At 49.4% G+C, this 19,516-nt stretch carries 17 protein-coding genes; 3 read left to right on the forward strand and 14 right to left on the reverse strand.

The window, feature by feature from the left end; all coding sequences use genetic code 11:
* Positions 1-150 precede the first annotated feature (150 nt).
* The 8 genes from OGY13_RS02360 to proB form a co-directional block, all read right to left on the reverse strand.
* The gene (locus tag OGY13_RS02360; protein WP_057068504.1) at positions 151-846 is read right to left on the reverse strand and encodes a fimbrial biogenesis chaperone; all 696 of its coding nucleotides are present in this window, start codon (positions 844-846) and stop codon (positions 151-153) included.
* A complete protein-coding gene (locus tag OGY13_RS02365) occupies positions 843-2,450 on the reverse strand; it encodes a fimbrial adhesin EcpD family protein (protein WP_213752995.1) in 1,608 nt (535 codons plus the stop codon). The genes OGY13_RS02360 and OGY13_RS02365 overlap by 4 nt, the downstream gene beginning before the upstream one ends.
* A gap of 10 nt (positions 2,451-2,460) precedes the next feature.
* Positions 2,461-4,953 carry a CS1-pili formation C-terminal domain-containing protein gene (locus tag OGY13_RS02370; protein WP_213752994.1) on the reverse strand — a complete coding sequence of 831 codons (2,493 nt, stop codon included), beginning with the start codon at positions 4,951-4,953 and terminating at the stop codon, positions 2,461-2,463.
* 58 nt (positions 4,954-5,011) lie between these two features.
* Complete coding sequence (locus tag OGY13_RS02375; RefSeq protein WP_213752993.1) at positions 5,012-5,689, reverse strand: EcpB family pilus assembly chaperone; 678 nt, start codon at positions 5,687-5,689, stop codon at positions 5,012-5,014.
* Positions 5,690-5,741: 52 nt separating this feature from the next.
* On the reverse strand, positions 5,742-6,329 hold the full coding sequence (ecpA, locus tag OGY13_RS02380; RefSeq protein ID WP_003830835.1) for a common pilus major fimbrillin subunit EcpA: 588 nt from the start codon (positions 6,327-6,329) through the stop codon (positions 5,742-5,744).
* A gap of 598 nt (positions 6,330-6,927) precedes the next feature.
* Positions 6,928-7,647: a Crp/Fnr family transcriptional regulator gene (locus OGY13_RS02385; protein ID WP_213752980.1), complete on the reverse strand. Its 720-nt coding sequence runs from the start codon at positions 7,645-7,647 to the stop codon at positions 6,928-6,930.
* A 278-nt stretch (positions 7,648-7,925) separates the two neighbouring features.
* Positions 7,926-9,176, reverse strand: coding sequence for a glutamate-5-semialdehyde dehydrogenase (gene proA / locus OGY13_RS02390; protein ID WP_048236044.1), 1,251 nt, complete (start codon positions 9,174-9,176; stop codon positions 7,926-7,928).
* A gap of 11 nt (positions 9,177-9,187) precedes the next feature.
* Positions 9,188-10,291 (reverse strand): glutamate 5-kinase, encoded by a 1,104-nt coding sequence (proB, locus tag OGY13_RS02395; protein WP_003031373.1) that lies wholly within the window; start codon positions 10,289-10,291, stop codon positions 9,188-9,190.
* A gap of 289 nt (positions 10,292-10,580) precedes the next feature.
* On the opposite strand from proB, the gene phoE reads away from it, so the two are divergent.
* On the forward strand, positions 10,581-11,636 hold the full coding sequence (gene phoE, locus OGY13_RS02400) for a phosphoporin PhoE (RefSeq protein ID WP_153687913.1): 1,056 nt from the start codon (positions 10,581-10,583) through the stop codon (positions 11,634-11,636).
* A 181-nt stretch (positions 11,637-11,817) separates the two neighbouring features.
* On the opposite strand, the gene crl is transcribed toward phoE, so the two are convergent.
* From crl to gpt, 3 genes are all read right to left on the reverse strand, one after another.
* Complete coding sequence (gene crl, locus OGY13_RS02405; protein ID WP_008783790.1) at positions 11,818-12,219, reverse strand: sigma factor-binding protein Crl; 402 nt, start codon at positions 12,217-12,219, stop codon at positions 11,818-11,820.
* A gap of 57 nt (positions 12,220-12,276) precedes the next feature.
* Positions 12,277-13,521 (reverse strand): esterase FrsA, encoded by a 1,245-nt coding sequence (frsA, locus tag OGY13_RS02410; protein ID WP_048214870.1) that lies wholly within the window; start codon positions 13,519-13,521, stop codon positions 12,277-12,279.
* A 100-nt stretch (positions 13,522-13,621) separates the two neighbouring features.
* The gene (gene gpt / locus OGY13_RS02415) at positions 13,622-14,080 is read right to left on the reverse strand and encodes a xanthine phosphoribosyltransferase (protein ID WP_003031380.1); all 459 of its coding nucleotides are present in this window, start codon (positions 14,078-14,080) and stop codon (positions 13,622-13,624) included.
* Between the two features lie 261 nt (positions 14,081-14,341).
* Here gpt and pepD point away from each other — a divergent pair, with 261 nt between their 5' ends.
* On the forward strand, positions 14,342-15,799 hold the full coding sequence (gene pepD, locus OGY13_RS02420; protein WP_008783788.1) for a cytosol nonspecific dipeptidase: 1,458 nt from the start codon (positions 14,342-14,344) through the stop codon (positions 15,797-15,799).
* A gap of 151 nt (positions 15,800-15,950) precedes the next feature.
* Here the strand turns inward: pepD and dinB are convergent, their stop codons facing one another.
* The gene (gene dinB / locus OGY13_RS02425) at positions 15,951-17,006 is read right to left on the reverse strand and encodes a DNA polymerase IV (RefSeq protein WP_003830824.1); all 1,056 of its coding nucleotides are present in this window, start codon (positions 17,004-17,006) and stop codon (positions 15,951-15,953) included.
* A gap of 331 nt (positions 17,007-17,337) precedes the next feature.
* On the opposite strand from dinB, the gene dpaA reads away from it, so the two are divergent.
* Complete coding sequence (gene dpaA / locus OGY13_RS02430) at positions 17,338-18,078, forward strand: peptidoglycan meso-diaminopimelic acid protein amidase (protein WP_167820216.1); 741 nt, start codon at positions 17,338-17,340, stop codon at positions 18,076-18,078.
* On the opposite strand, the gene OGY13_RS02435 is transcribed toward dpaA, so the two are convergent.
* Together OGY13_RS02435 and lpcA are read right to left on the reverse strand one after the other, a co-directional pair.
* The gene (locus tag OGY13_RS02435; RefSeq protein ID WP_003031388.1) at positions 18,049-18,816 is read right to left on the reverse strand and encodes a class II glutamine amidotransferase; all 768 of its coding nucleotides are present in this window, start codon (positions 18,814-18,816) and stop codon (positions 18,049-18,051) included. The two genes, dpaA and OGY13_RS02435, sit on opposite strands and share 30 nt — an antisense overlap.
* Positions 18,817-18,927: 111 nt before the next feature.
* On the reverse strand, positions 18,928-19,509 hold the full coding sequence (gene lpcA / locus OGY13_RS02440; RefSeq protein WP_003031390.1) for a D-sedoheptulose 7-phosphate isomerase: 582 nt from the start codon (positions 19,507-19,509) through the stop codon (positions 18,928-18,930).
* Positions 19,510-19,516 lie beyond the last annotated feature (7 nt).

Below are 19,516 nucleotides of genomic sequence, written 5' to 3' on the forward strand. Positions count from 1 at the left end.
GATGTCGTAGATCTTGTATTCATAAACATTTCCGGCAATATGCACGACATATTGTTTCATCGACTCTAAATTTATTGCTACATTTTCTATAGCGAGTGACAGTATAGGTTCAATATATAATCAGGGCATATTGGTTCAGACCCAACACCTCTAATGATTAATTTTTGAGCAACCCTGACCCACGGGTAGGTATTTCTGCAACGCTACGATAAATTTCCGGTTTTTTGTTTTCAACTCACTACTATGCCAGGTTTCCCCCGGTAACACATAACGCATGGTGGCTTCATCATCAGTTGAGTGACACCCCTGGTGTACGATAATTTTGAAAAAAGTATTCCCTGTGTTTTTCAACGTCCCGTTTATCTCATCAATGGTGTAGGCCAGGTTCATTTTCCTCGGACGAACGACCAATATGGTATCCATAGCGATCACCGGGAGAGCCTGTCCGCCTTTCCCTTGATTACGCTCGGTAAACAGCGTTATCGGCATTTCACGAAACAGTATTCGGTAATAGCGTTCTTTATCATCCTGCGGGCCACGATAGAAAATCTTAAAAAACTCACTTGCCTGCGGTGCCAGTGAAAAACGGAGCGGAGTAAACAAAAGTTCGCCTTCGGCAATAGCACTTCTGTTTTCACCTCCCGGTCCCGGTTTATCTATTTTAACTGCGCTAATACTGTACACGTTCTGTTTCTGGCTATCGTTATAGATTCGTTTACTGATAAATGATTTATCCGATGGCATCTCATAAATAGTCGACTCCAGGTAGACGGCCTGTGCGGAGAACACCGCCAGCCCGGAAAGCAAGGCCAATATCCATCTTAGCGCCAAACGACAGTGGCTCATGGCGTCACTCCCACCCAGTTCGCCGTCACTTTTATCTCTCCGCTGGCACTGACAACACCTTCCCAATCCGCACCGGAAACGGTCAACATCGAACGCGAATCATTCATTGGGAAAAGCAATTTTAAATCAGTCGCAAAGTAGCTTCCATCATCTGTATTATTTGCGTCCCAGGGCGTCTGTTGCCATTGCGCATCTCTCATGCTGATTGCCGCTTCACTACAACTATTTCGTTTCTGTACCACGCCACCCGACTGACTGTTGTACTGAAGGAAGGCGGGAATTGGGACGGACAGCCCGCCTTGCGCAGACGTAAACAGGCAGTAAGGCACATTGTTTATCGTCGTACTTTCCCCAATAACTTGTGCGGTAATGCTATCAGCCTGACGAGGCCCCGAGACCGTCACGGTGTAATCCATCTCAATCGGAGCGGTCTCGCCAATTGTGCCGCTGCCGCTTGCCGAGGTGCTGTTATCCGATGAGATAATACTGATCCCATATTCCTTTGGAACAATATTGAGCTGTAGCGAAGGAGTAAACTGGTAATACCCCGACTCTGGCGTCACGCTATTTGTAAAAGCAAATGTAAATGGTTGGCTGTTGGTGATACTGACGCCACGATCCACCATATTTTTCAGGAATGTTTTCGACAGAAAAACATAGACATACTCACCACTATTACTAAAAACATTATAATAAACCGACGTCGAGCTAAAGTTAGTCCAGGTTTGACCATCACCAGAATATTTTATTGTGGCAGCCGCAGGCGTAAAACCGAGCAAACCGCTATCTGCGTACATACGAATACGTAGTGAAGCCGTCAGATTGCTGGTTTGATTTAAATTATATGAAATCATCTTACAGATAACGCCATCTTCACGACTGACCACACCCAGCTCACAATAACCACTGTCTTTAGTGATGCTCGGGGTGCCATCACTGGCAACCCATAACTCCTGAAATGCATTGGTAGAAACCAAAGATAAATGACCTATTTTATTTAATGTATAAGGTCTGATATACCAATTACCGCTGCTCTGGTCTTTACAACGTTGCCCAGCCGCATAATCATAGTCAATCGTGGTTCGACAAAAATTAAGGTTATATGTCTCTGCGCTTCCGACCGACATATTGCGGAAGTATTCATACGCCGAGTCTGTCAGCGATGCAAAACCATAGTATCCACCGGCGATTCCGGATCCGGTTGCTTTGGTGTGATAAAAACCAAATTGATCGGTTAGCTCGGCAGCAATATAGCCAGATGCAGGGCAATTAGCACCAGTAGTGCAACGAATACCCCGGAATGGTTCACTGATTGGCGAATTATCAATCCACATATCTTTATAATATGAGGTATTGGCTACCCAACCAACGATACCCATATATCCCAGGCTATCCTGGTCGTTTCCATATTTTACCCAGGTGTTCGACCCACTAATGCGAGGATCGAGAGAGGACGGGGTAATAAAGTATTCGTTATCAACATTGTTTTCTATAAACAAATAGTTGTTGTTGACCGCCGCCTGAGTGGAAGCCGAGAGCGCCCAGGCGGATGGAGATAACGCGGCAAAGACACAGCCGAGAATAAGGGAAAGAGATTTATTCATTATTAATACCTTATCGTTGTGCCATCGTGGTTTGCGTTGCACATTTCACATCGCCAACCCACGCAGCGCCGCGTGCTTTTTCCAGATCCAGATCGGCTTCACATATCCTGCCATTGGCAGAAATTAACGTAATAACCGGATACTTTTTATCAATATCGATAGCAAACTCACCTTTTGCATCCGTACGTGTTTTACCGATGTGGTTATGAATATCGGTATTTGCAGCCAACTGTCCATCGGGATAACGAATGCGACCGAATACGGTGACCATGCTTTTCACTTCAGGGTTGATAACTCCCACGTTACCCGGATATAGCGTCAGCTCCTGTTTGCGTCCTGAAACAATATCGAAGCTGTCCTCAGAATTTTTATCATTGAGGATTTCCAGCTTGTACTGAGCATAGGGCGGCAGTGCAATGAAGTTTGATTTACCGCTGAGACGATAATTGCGGTTATTAATCTTCGCAGCCAGTTTCCCCTCGCCGGTCAAATCTGTTTTTACGATAACGCCAGAACGCTGCCTCTCTTTACTCAGACCGAAGTCTTTACCTGCCCATGCCAGAGAACCTTGGGAAGAGAAGTTCATATTGGTGGAGTTGTCAGCAGAACGTGTTACCGATACGGTGCCAGCGTTATATTTCGTGTCATAACTTAGATTGCCGTTTACCGAATAATTATTGTCGTAATACTGTTCACCACTCAGACGCGTTGATGCCGATAATCCGACCGATTTAATCGGCCCTTCAGCATACTGTTTTCGTGCACTGAGATTACCCTGGGTGCTGCCATAGCGATCTCGGGAGACGCCCATGCTCAACCAGGTCGCCAACGGCAACGATAAGTCCAGGCTGACATAACGTTCCTGTCGCCCATCGTCATTTCGGTTGTTGTAGTAATAACGCTGAATTCCTGCACGTAACCCAATCGTGGCATACCTTCCAGAATAAAGAGTCGTGTTGTAATCCAGATTACGGTATTTATTGCCTGAGTAACGATTCTCCGTCTGACTAACAGTAAGTGAACCACCATGAGGAATAAACTTTCCGAGGTTAAGAGTTCCGCCAATGGAATAGTTATCACGCTCCTGCATAGGCAAGCGATCGCCAATTTTACTGTCTTCACGAGATGCCCAAAGGGAACCATATCCCTCAGGGACATTGAGATTAATGTTACTGATGTTTCGCCATGATGAATCGTTCGCTACCAACATCTGATTGCCAATACTGACGTATTCATTCACATTCAGCGTGACATCCGTTTCATTAACCGCATTGTTGTCAAAACCGTAGATCGTTGATTTCAGGCCCAGCCCCGACAATATCGCCAGCGTCACCGATGCGGCCCCCCCGGCAATCCAGGTCTGCTCACTACCCAAATCCTGATAGTGGTTACGCTTATAGCTCACCCGATCATAATCCAGCGAACCACCAAAAAACTGCCATGAGAGCTGATGAACTCCGGCAGCTTGTTGGCGAGCAAAGATCTTATTAACCCGGCTGACACGACTATTAATTGTCCGCCCATTGACCACGATATCTACCGTGACGTCGTAAACACCATACGGAAAGCGACTGGTATCAATTTCATAGCTGCCCATATTAAAGTTCTGCACGCTGAGCAAACGTCCATCGCGGAAGACATGAACCTCACCAGCGGCTGGCAAAAATACGGTAATCGGCGTGAGTGAAAGCGCGGTATTCTCAACAACCGTACTTCCTTTGTTCCCGTAGCTCGCACCGTAAATTTTCCCACCATTCAGCGCATTCAGGCTGGCAATAGACTGGACATTCCATGTATCAAGCATCCCCAGCGCCAGTCGATACCCTTCATAATCGCGCTCATACATCGCACGATAAAGTTTACTGGTACCATTGCTGTCACCGATACCGTAAAACGAACCGTTAACATTAATGTGGTGCTCCCGCAGCGATGTTGTATTGTCCATCGTCAGATAGCTGCGGGTACTGCTGCCATTTCGGTAATCGTTGTAGTAGGTACCAAAGTTGTAGTTCAGGACGTTAGACAGAGTTTCAACGCTGGAAGGTCCAAGCAAGCTACTGCGCGCGACAATCGCTTCAGTTAACGCATCTTTGCTGACAATCATCTCCAGGTGAAATGATGAGACATTAAGTTGCAGTCGAGCATCATCTGACAGTTCAATATTCGTATTATCGTGAAACTTTACATCACGGATTTTTTCCACTAACGCGCGGGTTTTCTCGGATAACACAGCATTATTGGGCAATTCAGCAAGAGTCAGTGCTTTAACTGTAATATTGCCATCAACAAGCGAAATCACCGCATCGGCAATTTTTTGCTGACTTTTCTCATCAGTCTCGTTGTAACGAATATAAACCGGCACCGTCATTCCCTGCTCCAGTGAACGGGCGAAAGCGCTGGGAATAACGTAATTACCCACTTTTACTGGGGCTGCATGTGAAGTTCCTGGTGTCAGCGCAAGAAAAAGACAAATGCTACCGCCAACAATATATGTTGTTGTCATATGCATCCTTACAATCCGGTATTTTTATTTATCCCGTACAGATGGTTGCTATTGACCATCACTTCACTGTAATAAACTGCTTACCGTGCCAGATACCGATGCGTGAGCGGCTATTACTAATGTCGGTGAACTGCATTTTTATTTTTGTACCTGGCATAATGTAATAACGTTCACGACAGCCCCGCCCCTGATCGCGAGCATTATCTTTGCAAGCCCCATAGGCGATTACTCGAAATGAAACATTGCCAGTATTGCTAATAACATCACCATTACGGTTATATTCAAAACGCTCTTTTCGCGGCGCAACGACCAAAATCGTGCCAATTTCTGCTGACGCTGTCGCAACAGCCAATTTATTGGCCCGGGTTTCCGCGCTCTCGGTGACCGGCTCATCTATCCATTGCAGACGATAATAACGCTCGACATCATCAACTGGCCCTTTATAAAAGAAACGAAAAACATCCTTTGCCTGACCAGGCAGAATTAGATTGGCAGGCGTAGAGAGTAATTCCCCGGAATTAACGGGTTTTATTTCGACTCCGCCCGCTAAAGGTGATGACAGTTGTTTTACCGATACGCTGACATAACGAGCCGAATCTGTCGTATTAGTGATTTCTTTCGATAATGAACTCTCAGTAGAAGTCATTATCGACGTGATATCACCGACGTTAATTGCCCAGCTGGAAAAAGATATTACCAACCCTACCAACATTGCTGCCGGTAAATATTTATTCATGACACCATTCCTGATAAGTTCGGGAGAAGTTCTCCTCCCGAACTTTTATTTCTTAGGCGGACGGAGTCGTCCAGGTTGCATTGAACTGTACTTTTACATCCCCAGTCCAATAGCCGTCTGGCAGTGCAGAGTAATCCGTTACCGGCGTGCTACCATCAGAAGTCGCAGACGCAATGGTGAATTTGAAGTTGGATTGATCGCTGACGCGGTCAGCACCGTTGTAAGCGCCATCAGCCATCAGGCTTTCAAGACCAGAAGTCGAGCTGGAATTTACCAGGACAGTATCTGATGAATTAGTCAACGCGGTGCCATTCCATGCCACCCCTACGTTCAGGGTAGACGCATCACCACTGGCGTTGGTCAGAGTATTGCTAATAATCTGAGCGGTCAGTTCAAAATCAGTTGCCGTTTCCTGGCCCTGAATAGTCACATCAAACGCGCCATCCTGGGAGTTGAAGCCATTCAGACCTTCCGCATACTGGAAAGTCAAAGAGTTCAGCGGAGTGACGACCAACATGCTGGTGGTATCTTTTGTTGCCGTCGCGTCCCACGAGGCCGTTGCAGAAGCAGTGACATCTGCCATTGCATTTGCCGCAACAAATACAGACGCCAGAGAGGTCACTAATAATAATTTTTTCATTTTTATCTTCTCCTAAGAACAAACTCACCACCGAGTCTTATTATTAAGTCACTCCAGCGGTTCCATTAATTGCGAGCCAGAATTGCCGCGCCCAAAAATTATCATTTGAATTAAGTAACATCTCAACAAACCCTGAAACGCAAAAATTACAAAAAGACTAAGAATTTTCCCACTAAAACGATAATATAAGAAGTTTCCTAAGTTTAATTTACTTAAATAACACCATGACTCAGAACTATCACCCAAATAAATAGGACAAATCAAACAATTCATCTTTTTTATGTTTTTGATAAATATCAAAAAGATCATACAAACACCACGAGAGCAAAACCCTTACAAAACATAAAGATAATTAACACCTCCATAGTTTCTCTATAATGCTTATTATTTGTTGCAATTATGCTAAATTTTTAACGCCGCAAGAAAATTCTCATGATATATCCATTTGCGAGGGAATATTCTTATAAAAAAATCATTCACCTACAGAAACTACATTCTAATTGATAATTATTTGACAAAATTAAAACCAGGAATTTTCCATATAAAATGAATATTCCTGGCTTATCAGGAGAGATAATGATTATCGTTAAATAGAAAATTAGATAAAACGTTTTAAACCAAGATAACTATTAATTGTTACGGTACGTACCCTATGTAAGGTAATCAAATTCTGCTGTTCAAGAGATTTTAATGAGCGGCTAACGGTTTCAATTTTAAGATCGAGATAACTGGCAATTTCCTCGCGAGAAAATGGCAAGCGAAGCGTCGTTTCTGGCCTGCCGATGCGCAAATGCATCTCGTAAAATTCCACCAGGAAAGCCGCGATCCTGGCCTCAGCATGTTTATTCGCATAGCGCCGCAGTTTTTCAACAATGAATCCATTATCCCTGCAGAGAAACTTGATGACTGCGGCAGCAACCGAAGGCTCCTTCTCTGCTACCTTGAACAACCGCGCAATATCAATGTGGCAAACTTCCGCAGCCGTTGCCGCCTTAATCGTTGTCAGGTACTTCCCCCCTTCGACAGCATCCAGCGCCATGATATCTCCCGGAACATAAAAGCGGCTGATAAAAACGTTATCGCCACATTCCACGCTGGACTTGCAGTACCCCTCATGGATAACAAAAAGCATATCCGCGGTTTCATCCTGCCGAGCGAGTATCTCCCCAGCTTTAAACCGCCTTCTTTTGTCTATTAATTTGTATTGATTATCACGATCAATCGCCGCTCCCTTTGGGCACAGCGAACAATGACGGGGAGGAAACGGGTTGCCAAGCGGCACAACAGGAATGCTTAGTTTGTGAATATCCGATTTCACGCAACAACTCCTCATAAAAATGAGATTGATTCTAATAGATCGGGCCATGGGAACAATACGTGAAACGAAGACCAGGAAAATTCATGCAGGCAGGGAAAATTCTGTGATCCGCAGCCTTCCTGGCGCCAGAGAATGCATAGGTCAGAACCAGACGGGTGCGGATGATGTTAAAAACGCAGGATAAAAAATGCGGCAGCGGGGTGAAGATTAGAATTAACTGGGTGATGCCTTAATAGCTTTTTAAATCAGATGGCTATTATTACATCACCCAGTTTCATTTACGCACGAATCGTGTCGTCACCGAAGCCAACCCACTTATATGTGGTCAGTGCTTCCAGTCCCATTGGGCCACGTGCGTGCAGTTTTTGCGTGCTCACCGCCACTTCCGCACCCAGTCCGAACTGGCCGCCATCGGTAAAACGAGTAGAGGCGTTTACATACACGGCAGAAGAGTCCACTTCATTCACGAAACGGTTGGCGTTGCTGAGCGTGCGCGTCAGTATGGCGTCCGAGTGCTGGGTACCGTGTTCGCGAATATGGGCGATAGCACCATCCATATTTTCGACCACCACAACGTTCAGATCCAGAGACAGAAACTCGTTATCCAGCTCTTCCGGTTTTAGTGGCACCAGTTTGGCAGGGCCATGCAGAACCTGCATCACAATTTCATCACCGTGCAGCGTAACACCGCTATCCGCCATCTTTTGGCTTAACGCAGGCAGGAAACGCTCAGCAATATCCTGATGCACCAGCAGAGTTTCTACAGTGTTACAGGTGCTTGGACGCTGGGTTTTGGCGTTAACGATAATCTTCAGGGCCGGGGCGATCTCCGCGGTATCATCAACATAAATATGGCATACGCCAATACCGCCGGTGATGACCGGGATCGTCGACTGCTCACGGCACAGCTTATGCAGACCCGCGCCACCGCGAGGGATCAGCATATCGATGTACTTATCCATCCGCAGCATTTCAGCGACCAACGCGCGGTCCGGGTTATCAATTGACTGTACGGCAGCCGCGGGTAAACCGCAGGCTTCCAGCGCCTTTTGGATAACCGCCACGGTGGCGGCGTTGGTCCGGTAGGTCTCTTTCCCACCGCGCAGAATCACCGCATTGCCGGTTTTCAGGCACAGTGAGGCAACATCAACGGTGACGTTTGGACGCGCTTCATAAATCACGCCAATCACGCCCAGCGGGACGCGACGACGCTCCAGACGCAGACCGCTATCCAGCAGGCCGCCGTCAATCACCTGCCCTACCGGGTCGGCAAGATTACAGACCTGGCGCACATCGTCAGCAATCGCTTTCAGACGCGCCGGCGTCAGCGCCAGGCGGTCAAGCATCGCTTCGCTCAGGCCGTTGGCTCGCGCCTGCTCAACATCTTGTACGTTCGCGCTGAGGATGCTTTCCGTTTGCGCTTCCAGCTCATCAGCAATGGTTTCCAGTACGCGATTTTTTTCGCGACTGGAGAGCAGCGCCAGCTTGTATGACGCGGCTTTGGCAGCAATGCCCATTTGTTCCAGCATATGCCTGTTCCTTAACGGGTGATCATGTCGTCGCGATGGACAGCAACCGGACCGTATTCATAGCCCAGGATGGTGTCGATCTGTTGTGAGTGGTGTCCGGCAATACGGCGCAGCGCGTCACTGTTATAGCGGGTGACGCCGTGGGCAATATCGCGCCCTTCAAGATTGCAGATACGGATCACTTCACCACGAGAAAAGTTACCTGTCACGCTTTTAATGCCTTTTGGCAGTAATGAGCTGCCGCGTTCCAGAATTGCTGCGGTCGCGCCCTCATCGACGGTAATCTCTCCGGCAGGCGGAGCGCCGAAGATCCAGCGTTTACGGTTCTCCAGCGGAGAGGCTTGAGCATGAAAACGCGTCCCAACGGAAACGCCTTCCATCACGTCGCCAATCACGCCCGGCTTGCTGCCTGCGGCAATAATGGTGTCAATCCCGGCGCGGCATGCGACATCGGCGGCCTGCAGTTTTGTGCCCATGCCGCCGGTTCCCAGACCTGAGACGCTATCCCCGGCAATGGCGCGCAGCGCATCATCAATGCCGTGCACGTCTTTAATCAGCTCAGCCTGCGGGTTGGTGCGTGGATCGGCGGTGAACAGCCCCTGCTGATCGGTCAACAGCAGCAGCTTATCGGCTCCAGCCAGAATTGCCGCCAGCGCGGAGAGGTTGTCGTTATCGCCGACTTTAATCTCGGCGGTCGCTACGGCGTCATTCTCATTAATGACAGGAACAATGTTGTTATCCAGCAGCGCGCGGAGCGTATCGCGGGCGTTGAGGAAGCGCTCTCTGTCTTCCATATCTGCACGCGTCAGCAGCATCTGCCCGATATGAATACCGTAAATCGAGAACAGCTGTTCCCACAGTTGAATCAGTCGGCTCTGCCCGACCGCCGCCAACAGCTGTTTCGAAGCTATCGTTGCCGGGAGCTCCGGGTAACCAAGATGCTCACGTCCGGCGGCAATCGCACCAGAGGTAACGATAACAATACGATGCCCTGCGGCATGGAGCTGCGCGCACTGGCGAACCAGTTCTACGATGTGGGCGCGGTTCAGGCGGCGGGATCCGCCCGTTAACACACTGGTGCCAAGTTTTACCACCAGCGTCTGGCTGTCACTCATGATTCTCTGCCATTCAAAATTGGGGAAAATGATATCAAACGAACGTTTTAGCAGGACTGGCCCCGGTTGCCAACAACCAGCGCACAAAGCATGAAATTTTATTGCGCAGGATCAGCAAGCGTAGCGGCAGATTTTGACGCATTTATTACAGAAACAAAAAAACATCCTTTTTTAAAAATATTCTTACTTTGTCATAAAACGTTCATTGCCAGACGTTAAAAACCCTCCTGTCTTTTAACGGGGATCACACCCAGTGAATATTAGCGCGTACTTTTAATCAGGAATGAAAATGAAAAAGAGCACTCTGGCATTAGTGGTGATGGGAATTGTTGCGTCGGCATCCGTACAGGCAGCGGAAGTGTATAACAAGAACGGCAATAAGCTGGATTTGTACGGCAAAGTAAAAGCCATGCATTACATGACGGATTATGACAGCAAAGATGGTGACCAAAGCTATATCCGTTTAGGTTTTAAAGGTGAAACGCAAATTAACGATCAACTAACCGGTTATGGTCGTTGGGAAGCAGAGTTTGCCGGCAATAAAGCTGAAAGCGACTCTAACCAACAAAAAACACGTCTGGCCTTCGCTGGTGTGAAATTAAAAGATTTTGGCTCGTTTGATTATGGTCGTAACCTGGGCGCGCTGTATGACGTGGAAGCCTGGACCGATATGTTCCCGGAATTTGGTGGCGACTCCTCCGCACAGACCGATAACTTTATGACCAAACGCGCCAGCGGTCTGGCAACTTACCGTAACACCGACTTCTTCGGCGTCGTGGATGGCCTGGATCTGACCCTGCAATACCAGGGTAAAAACCAGGATCGCGATGTGAAAAAACAGAACGGCGACGGTTTTGGTACTTCTGTTACCTATGACTTTGGCGGCAGCGATTTCGCGGTGAGCGGCGCTTATACCAACTCCGATCGTACCAACCAGCAGAATCTGCAAACTCGCGGTACGGGTGATAAAGCTGAAGCCTGGGCAACCGGCTTAAAATATGATGCTAACGATATTTATATTGCGACGTTCTATTCTGAAACACGCAATATGACGCCAATTTCCGGCGGCTTCGCCAATAAAACACAGAACTTCGAAGCGGTTGTTCAGTACCAGTTTGACTTTGGTCTGCGTCCGTCACTGGGTTATGTGCTTTCTAAAGGGAAAGATATTGAAGGCGTCGGCAATGAAGACCTGGTGAATTATATCGACGTGGGCGCAACGTATTTTTTCAACAAAAATATGTCCGCGTTTGTTGACTATAAAATCAACCAGCTGGATAGCGATAATAAACTGGGCATCAACGATGATGACATCGTTGCTGTCGGTATGGTCTACCAGTTCTAATTATACCCGTCATATTTCAAGCTGCATGTGCGTTGGCTTTCCTCGCTCACCCCAGTCACGTACTTATGTACGCTCCTGGGGATTCGCTGCGTCGCCGCCTTCCTGCAACTCGAATTATTTAGGGTATAGCATAAAAAAATGCCGGATGGGGTTGCGCCGCCATCCGGCATTTTACTGTTCATTATGCCGTTAACTTAACCGGTTCATCCTTAAAGTCGTCAGCAGGTTCCAGCGCCAGATTCAGCGTCGTCAACAAGCCACGTAATTTTTCATGGAATTCACGTAAGGTGTATTCCAGTCGCTCTACCACTTCAGTCTCTTTCACCGGCACCGCCGTCCAGTTACCGTCTTTATCAAACAAACCAAACTGATAGCTGTATGTGAAACGTTTTTCCTGCGCCTCCAGTTCCATCCACCAGCCCCAGAACTCGCGTTTCTCAGGGGCGGGTTTCACGTTGACGCAAACAGCCAGACAATCGAAAAAAAATCGATTATCTTCGCACTGCCCTTCCCGGATATACGGGCCAAGCGCGGTGAATTTCTTGATCAATCTACTTTTCGGATGCCCACTCGGTAACGTCATTACGATCTCCTTAGGTGAAGCACCTGTTTTACCAAATCGCTAAAATTTAGCAAACTTTTAACACAATCTCTGATTGATCCAACCGGTTATTTCCTGCAACCCTTTGTCAAAATTGCGATACACCGGGTTGAAGGGGATCTCCAGTAGCTTACCGTCTGAAGATGAAGATGTGATTAAACGTGACTCTTCTTCCGGGCTAAACGGATCGTTCTTCCAGAATCCCGAGAGCATTGGCGTCGGGCAGCGTCGCCCCAGCAGGCCCTGCACTTTTAATGAATAGCGATTAAGCTCAACGCGCAGCGCTTCATCGGAGGCGTCGTGCATCCCCAGGCGGCTAGCCAGTACATCAAGGTACATTTCCGGGACGCTCGCCTGACGCTGCGGGTCGCTAAGCAACGCATGAACCACTGGCCCCAGACAGGCCACCGCCTTCAGGCGCGATGATTCCAGATACGCCAGACGTACCGCTACGTTAGCGCCAAAGCGGAAACCGAAGGCTGCCACGCGGGTGTGATCCACCCAGGGAACATTAGGCAGCGCTTTTAATACATGCTGATGCAGCAGGCTGGAATCCTGAGTCAGTTTCCATTTTGACGAGAACCCAACCGACGGCATGTCCAGCGTCAGCATGGCTATACCCCGTGGGGCAAAATAGCGCTCATACAGGGTGTAGTAATCCGTTTGCATGGAATCGAGGCCACCACACATCAGCACCGTCGGGAACGGACCGTCACCTTTTGGCATATGTAAGAAGCCGGTGATCGGCGCACCGCCAGCGACGGGAAACTCCATCTCACGCAGCGTGCCCGGCAATCGCTGTGCGGCCTCTTCATAGGCGCGATTCGCCAAAGCCTGTGCCTGCTCTGCCAGCTCATCGCCTTTCAGGTGTGGGTAAGCGGCAATGTTGTACAACGTAGACGCATGCAGCCAGTGGCGTCCGCTCACCTGCGGATCCTCTTCCATAGACGCTTTCTGTTGCCAGTCCATCGCCTGCTTCGCCCACTCATAGATCCAGTTCCCACCGCGATAGCCGATAACCGTATCGTAGAGTTCTTTATCTGTACGCTCGGCTTCGCTCATCACGATACGTGCCTGCACCTCAAGGATTTCACGCGGGTCGACGCCGCGCCAGATCCACATCAGGCGATTCACCATGCGATACCAGTGCGGAATGGTTTTGCCATCCAGGGCAGATTGTACGGACGGCTGCGCGCCGTGATTAAAACGACGAACCAGTGTTGACGTTTCAGGGTGTTTGAAGCGGGGTTTAAACAGGACTTCGCTGAGGTTAGCCTGTGACATGATTGCAGCCTCCATGAGTACTCACTAAGGCATAGTGTAACCTGACACAGCACAAAAAGAACAACGCCCGGCAGTTGCCAGGCGTTGAAAACTTTTTAGATTAGCGGCCAGAGATCGGCGGGACGAACACTACGCCCATATCCCACGGCTGCTCAATCCAGGTATCCTGAGGGATATCAACAACATAATCATTCACCAGCGGGCGACCAGCCGGCTTAGCGAAGATAGTGACGAAATGCGCTTTAGGATACATTTCGCGGATCGCAACGGCGGTACCTCCGGTGTCAACCAGGTCATCGATTACGATGAAACCTTCACCGTCGCCTTCGGCACGCTTCAGCACTTTCAGTTCGCGCTGGTTGTCGTGATCGTAGCTGGAGATGCATACGGTATCGACATGACGAATACCCAATTCACGCGCCAGCAATGCGCCCGGCACTAGACCACCACGGCTAACGGCAATAATGCCTTTCCATTGTTCAGAAGGCATCAGGCGGCTTGCCAGTTTACGCGCATGGATCTGCAACATGTCCCAGGTGACGACGTATTTTTCGCTCATGTGAAGTGTCCCAGCCTGTTTATCTACGGCTTAAAAAGTGTTCGAGGGGGAAATAGGTTGCGCGAGATTATAGAGATCTGACGCACTAAAAACCAGTGTTTCGCGGAATCCGCGCCTCTTTTTGCATGCTTTATGCTAGCCGTCAGCGGAGAAAGTGGTATTCTCAATCGCATCGCGCAAGCCTGACTTGTGGTGTTTTTAATTCTGCTAACCCCGTGGCCTGCAAGCAAGTTTTGTAGGACATCGCCAAGGAGACTCAACGTGTCTGAACTGTCTCAATTATCCCCGCAACCGCTATGGGATATTTTTGCCAAAATCTGTTCTATTCCTCATCCGTCCTATCATGAAGAGCAGCTCGCTGAACACATTCTGAGCTGGGCCCAAGAGAAAGGTTTCCACGTCGAGCGCGATCAAGTCGGTAATATCCTGATTCGCAAACCCGCTACCGCAGGCATGGAAAACCGCAAGCCGGTCGTTCTGCAGGCGCACCTGGATATGGTCCCGCAGAAAAACAACGACACCGTGCATGACTTCACTAAAGATCCTATCCAGCCTTATATTGACGGCGAATGGGTGAAAGCCCGTGGCACTACGCTGGGTGCGGATAACGGCATCGGTATGGCGTCTGCGCTGGCCGTTCTGGCTGATGACAGCGTAGTACACGGTCCGCTGGAAGTGCTGCTGACCATGACCGAAGAAGCGGGTATGGATGGCGCGTTTGGTCTGCAGGCTAACTGGCTGCAGGCAGATATCCTGATCAACACCGACTCAGAAGAAGAAGGTGAGATCTACATGGGTTGCGCAGGCGGTATCGACTTTACCTCTAACCTGCCGCTGTCCCGTGAAGCAATCCCGGCTGGATTCCAGAGCTTTAAGCTGACGTTAAAAGGCCTGAAAGGCGGTCACTCCGGCGGCGAAATCCACGTGGGTCTCGGTAACGCGAACAAACTGCTGGTACGCTTCCTGGCGGGCCACGCTGAAGAGCTGGATCTGCGTCTGGTTGATTTCAACGGCGGTACGCTGCGTAACGCGATTCCGCGTGAAGCCTTTGCCACCCTCGCCGTGGCTGCAGATAAAGTTGATGCGTTAAAAGCGCTGGTCAACACCTATCAGGAAATCCTGAAAAACGAACTGGAAGCCAAAGAGAAGAACCTGGCTCTGCTGCTGGATGCCGTAACTCAAGACAAAGCCGCGCTGACCGCTCAGTCTCGCGACAGCTTTGTGCGTCTGCTGAACGCCACCCCGAACGGCGTAATCCGCAACTCTGACGTCGCCAAAGGCGTGGTAGAGACCTCTCTGAACGTCGGCGTTGTCACCATGACTGACGACAACGTTGAAATTCACTGCCTGATCCGTTCCCTGATCGACAGCGGTAAAGACTACGTGGTGAGCATGCTGGATTCACTGGGTAAACTGGCTGGCGCGAAAACCCAGGCAAAAGGCGGATACCCAGGCTGGCAGCCGGATGCTAACTCTCCGGTTATGCACCTGGTTCGTGAAACCTATCAGCGTCTGTTCAACAAAACGCCGAATATCCAGATCATCCACGCTGGTCTGGAATGTGGTCTGTTCAAGAAACCGTATCCAGATATGGACATGGTTTCCATCGGGCCAACTATCACCGGTCCGCACTCCCCGGATGAGCAGGTTCATATCGAAAGCGTCGGCCATTACTGGACGCTGCTGACTGAACTGCTGAAGTCTATTCCGGCGAAGTAAGATTCTGCGCTAAATGCCGGATGACGCTACGTTTATCTGGCCTACATGCTGATTTGTAGGCCGGATAAAGTTGTTACGTAGCCATCTGGCCTGCACGCTGGTTTGTAGGCCGGATAAGGCGTTTACGCCGACATCCGGCAATTGTTCTGAATCACAGCCCCAACAGTAGCTGTCTTTCCATTTGTGGATCCAGCAGCGTGACGTGTAACCCCACCAGCCTGACACCTCGCCCTCCCCTACGCTCGTCCCAGGTCTTGCGCGCTGTCGTAATTAAGTCATCTTTATTTAAGCGCGGCCAGACGTGCTCCTGCGTAGTCTGCTGAAAATCATTAAACTTGAGTTTTATCCCCTGGCGAGCGATCAGCAGATCCGGCTTTACCTTTGCCAGACGCCGTTCCAGCTCAGGATAGAGCCGTTCAATTATCGCCTCACACTCCGACCACTCGTGAATATCTTCCGCCAGCGTACGCTCCACGCCGACGGATTTACGCAGCCTGTCGTTGTTGACGTCCCGTTCGTCAATCCCCTGACTGCGCTCCCACAGCACACGACCAAACTTGCCGAAGCGTTTGAGCAGCATTGCCAGGTCGTATTTTTGAACATCTTCGCAGGTACGTAATCCCATTGATTCCAGCTTAGCGGCGGAGACTTTGCCAACGCCGGGAATTTTGCCTAACGGCAATGTTCTGAGAAATTCAGGAACATCGGCAGGGGTAATCACATATTGCCCATTGGGTTTGTTGAGATCGGAAGCTATTTTTGCCAGAAATTTTACCGGCGCAATTCCGGCAGAGGCGGTTAACTGTAACTCGTTAAAAATTGTCTGGCGGATTTCCTGAGCGATCAGCGTAGCTGAGCCGTGGCAGTGGGTGCTGTCGGTCACATCCAGATAGGCTTCATCCAGCGAAAGTGGTTCTATCAGCGAGGTATAGCGGGAGAAAATAGCCTGAATCTGGCGGGAGGCTTCTTTATAGGCCTCGTAACGACCAGGTAATAAAGTGAGATGCGGACACAGCTTTAATGCCATTCCAGTTGGCATTGCGCTACGCACGCCAAATTTGCGCGCCGGGTAATTGGCCGTGCTGATGACCCCCCGACGTTCTCGACTGCCGCCAATAGCAATGGGAATATCACGCAGGGCGGGGTTGTCGCGCATTTCCACCGCCGCGAAAAAGCAGTCCATATCGACATGTATGATTTTACGCATCGTTTGTCTCCCACATCACTGTTTAAGTATACAGTATTTTTATGTTGTGAGAAGTCTGGTTGTACCTAATGCTGGGCCGTTCCTGACCCATTATCCATCCAGCACGATTAAGACCCAATGAAGCGCAGTAACCAGCAAAATACGCCAGTGTCTGACTGCCTTTAAGCGCAATTTTCCGTATAAAGAAAAACTAAAGTGTAAACGCCGCACGAGAGACTTGCGAAAAACTCTCTTGGTGCTAATGTGAGCGCTCCAGATCCAGATTTATCCGATTTGGGGATTCTTTTTGCCGTCCTGGCGTGTGTGATCGTTTTATCAAGGAATAAGCAGTATGCGTAAAATCGCATTTTTTCTTGCGATGCTTTTATTGCCGTGCGTTTCATTTGCCGGTTTGCTGAGCAGCAGCAGCCCGACTACGCCTGTCAGCAAAGAATATAAGCAGCAATTAATGGGCTCCCCCGTTTATATCCAGATCTTCAAAGAAGAGCGAACCTTGGATCTGTACGTCAAGATGGGCGAACAGTATCAGTTGCTCGACAGTTATAAGATCTGTAATTATTCTGGTGGCTTAGGTCCGAAGCAGCGTCAGGGTGATTTCAAAAGTCCGGAAGGGTTTTACAGCGTTCAGCGTGGACAGCTGAAACCAGATAGTCGCTTCTATAAAGCGATTAACATTGGTTTCCCTAATGCCTACGACCGCGCACACGGTTATGAAGGTAAGTACCTGATGATCCACGGTGCCTGTGTTTCCGTCGGCTGCTACGCAATGACCGACAACGGCATTGATGAGATTTTCCAGTTTGTGACAGGTGCTCTGGTGTTCGGGCAGTCCAGCGTACAGGTTAGCATTTACCCGTTCCGCATGACCGATGCCAACATGCAGCGCCATAAGTTCTCGTATTACAAAGATTTCTGGGCCCAGTTAAAGCCGGGATACGATTACTTTGAACAAACACGTAAACCACCGACCGTCTCCGTCATCGATGGTCGTTACGTCGTCAGCAAGCCGTTGAGTCACGAAGTGGTTCAGCCGCAACTGGCATCAAACTACACGCTCCCCGAGACAAAATAATGCCCACTCGCCTGGCATAATCTTTTGCCAGGTTTCATTGCCGGTTAACGGTTGAGTGGCAATCACGGTGACCACATCATTGGGTGTGGTCTCTGAACTAAAATCGATTTCCACATCCTGATCCAGCAATGTCGCCACGCCAAACGGCGCACGACGCGTGATCCAAAACAAGTTGGTCGAACAGAAGGCCATCACATAGCGTCCGTCAGACAACAACATGTTGAAGACGCCCTTCTCCCGCAGTTCTCCTGCCAGCATCGCGATGTATTTAAACACTGCCGTCATATTGCCAGGCGTGCGCGGATAACGCTCCGTCAGCTTGTGGAGCAGCCAGCAGAAAGCTTTTTCGCTGTCGGTTTCCCCGACCGGGCGGAAATTTCCGGTTTCCAGCGATTTATAGCCACTGAGCTGTCCATTATGAGCATAGGTCCAGTTGCGTCCCCACAATTCGCGGGTAAAGGGATGGGTATTTTCCAACGCCACTTCGCCACGGTTCGCCTGACGAATATGGGCAATCACGGAACAGGATTTGATGGGGTAGTCTTGTACCAGTTTGGCGATAGGCGAATTAAAGCTGGGTTGCGGATCTTTAAACGTACGGCAGCCCTTACCTTCATAAAACGTAATACCCCAGCCGTCTTTGTGCGGCCCGGTCCCTCCGCCGCGCTGAACCAGCCCGGTGAAGCTAAAGCAGATATCGGTTGGCACATTGGCGCTCATCCCGAGCAGTTCGCACATACATCACCTACCTTAAAACCGTGAACTGCCTGATGGCGCTGCGCTTATCAGGCCTACGTGGCGCTCATGTAGGCCGGATGAGGCTTCAGCCACCATCCGGCAATCGTCTTCTTATGGTTTAACCATCTCTTTTTCGATCAGCTGGATCAGAATATGGATCACTTTGATATGAATTTCCTGAATACGGTCAGCGTAGCCAAAGTGCGGCACACGAATTTCGATATCCGCGCTGCCCGCCATTTTTCCGCCATCTTTACCGGTCAGGGTGATCACTTTCATCCCTTTCTCACGCGCTGCGGCAATCGCTTTAATTACGTTACCGGAATTACCCGAAGTCGAGATGCCTAGCAGGACATCACCTTCACGACCCACGGCTTCTACGTAGCGAGAGAACACATAATCGTAACCAAAATCGTTGCTGACGCAGGAGATATGGCTGACGTCAGAGATAGCGATAGCAGGGTAACCAGGACGGTTTTCACGATAGCGTCCGGTCAGCTCTTCGGCAAAGTGCATCGCGTCGCAATGGGAACCGCCGTTACCGCAAGAAAGCACCTTACCGCCCGCTTTAAAGCTGTCTGCCAACAGGACCGCCGCGCGCTGAATGGCGTGAATATTGGCGTCATCTTTAAGAAAATTAGCCAGCGTTTCCGCCGCTTCGCTCAGTTCGTTACGAATAAGATCCTGGTACATGAGGATA

Source organism: Citrobacter sp. Cpo045, assembly GCF_030332875.1.
Classification (GTDB): Bacteria; Pseudomonadota; Gammaproteobacteria; order Enterobacterales; family Enterobacteriaceae; genus Citrobacter; species Citrobacter portucalensis.

Coding starts and splice junctions, on each gene's coding strand:
- OGY13_RS02360 (WP_057068504.1), bottom strand. CDS start 846: ATGAGCCACTGTCGTTTGGCGCTAAGATGGATATTGGCCTTGCTTTCC.
- OGY13_RS02365 (WP_213752995.1), bottom strand. CDS start 2,450: ATGAATAAATCTCTTTCCCTTATTCTCGGCTGTGTCTTTGCCGCGTTA.
- OGY13_RS02370 (WP_213752994.1), bottom strand. CDS start 4,953: ATGACAACAACATATATTGTTGGCGGTAGCATTTGTCTTTTTCTTGCG.
- OGY13_RS02375 (WP_213752993.1), bottom strand. CDS start 5,689: ATGAATAAATATTTACCGGCAGCAATGTTGGTAGGGTTGGTAATATCT.
- ecpA (WP_003830835.1), bottom strand. CDS start 6,329: ATGAAAAAATTATTATTAGTGACCTCTCTGGCGTCTGTATTTGTTGCG.
- proA (WP_048236044.1), bottom strand. CDS start 9,176: ATGCTGGAACAAATGGGCATTGCTGCCAAAGCCGCGTCATACAAGCTG.
- proB (WP_003031373.1), bottom strand. CDS start 10,291: ATGAGTGACAGCCAGACGCTGGTGGTAAAACTTGGCACCAGTGTGTTA.
- phoE (WP_153687913.1), top strand. CDS start 10,581: ATGAAAAAGAGCACTCTGGCATTAGTGGTGATGGGAATTGTTGCGTCG.
- crl (WP_008783790.1), bottom strand. CDS start 12,219: ATGACGTTACCGAGTGGGCATCCGAAAAGTAGATTGATCAAGAAATTC.
- frsA (WP_048214870.1), bottom strand. CDS start 13,521: ATGTCACAGGCTAACCTCAGCGAAGTCCTGTTTAAACCCCGCTTCAAA.
- gpt (WP_003031380.1), bottom strand. CDS start 14,080: ATGAGCGAAAAATACGTCGTCACCTGGGACATGTTGCAGATCCATGCG.
- dinB (WP_003830824.1), bottom strand. CDS start 17,006: ATGCGTAAAATCATACATGTCGATATGGACTGCTTTTTCGCGGCGGTG.
- dpaA (WP_167820216.1), top strand. CDS start 17,338: ATGCGTAAAATCGCATTTTTTCTTGCGATGCTTTTATTGCCGTGCGTT.
- OGY13_RS02435 (WP_003031388.1), bottom strand. CDS start 18,816: ATGTGCGAACTGCTCGGGATGAGCGCCAATGTGCCAACCGATATCTGC.
- lpcA (WP_003031390.1), bottom strand. CDS start 19,509: ATGTACCAGGATCTTATTCGTAACGAACTGAGCGAAGCGGCGGAAACG.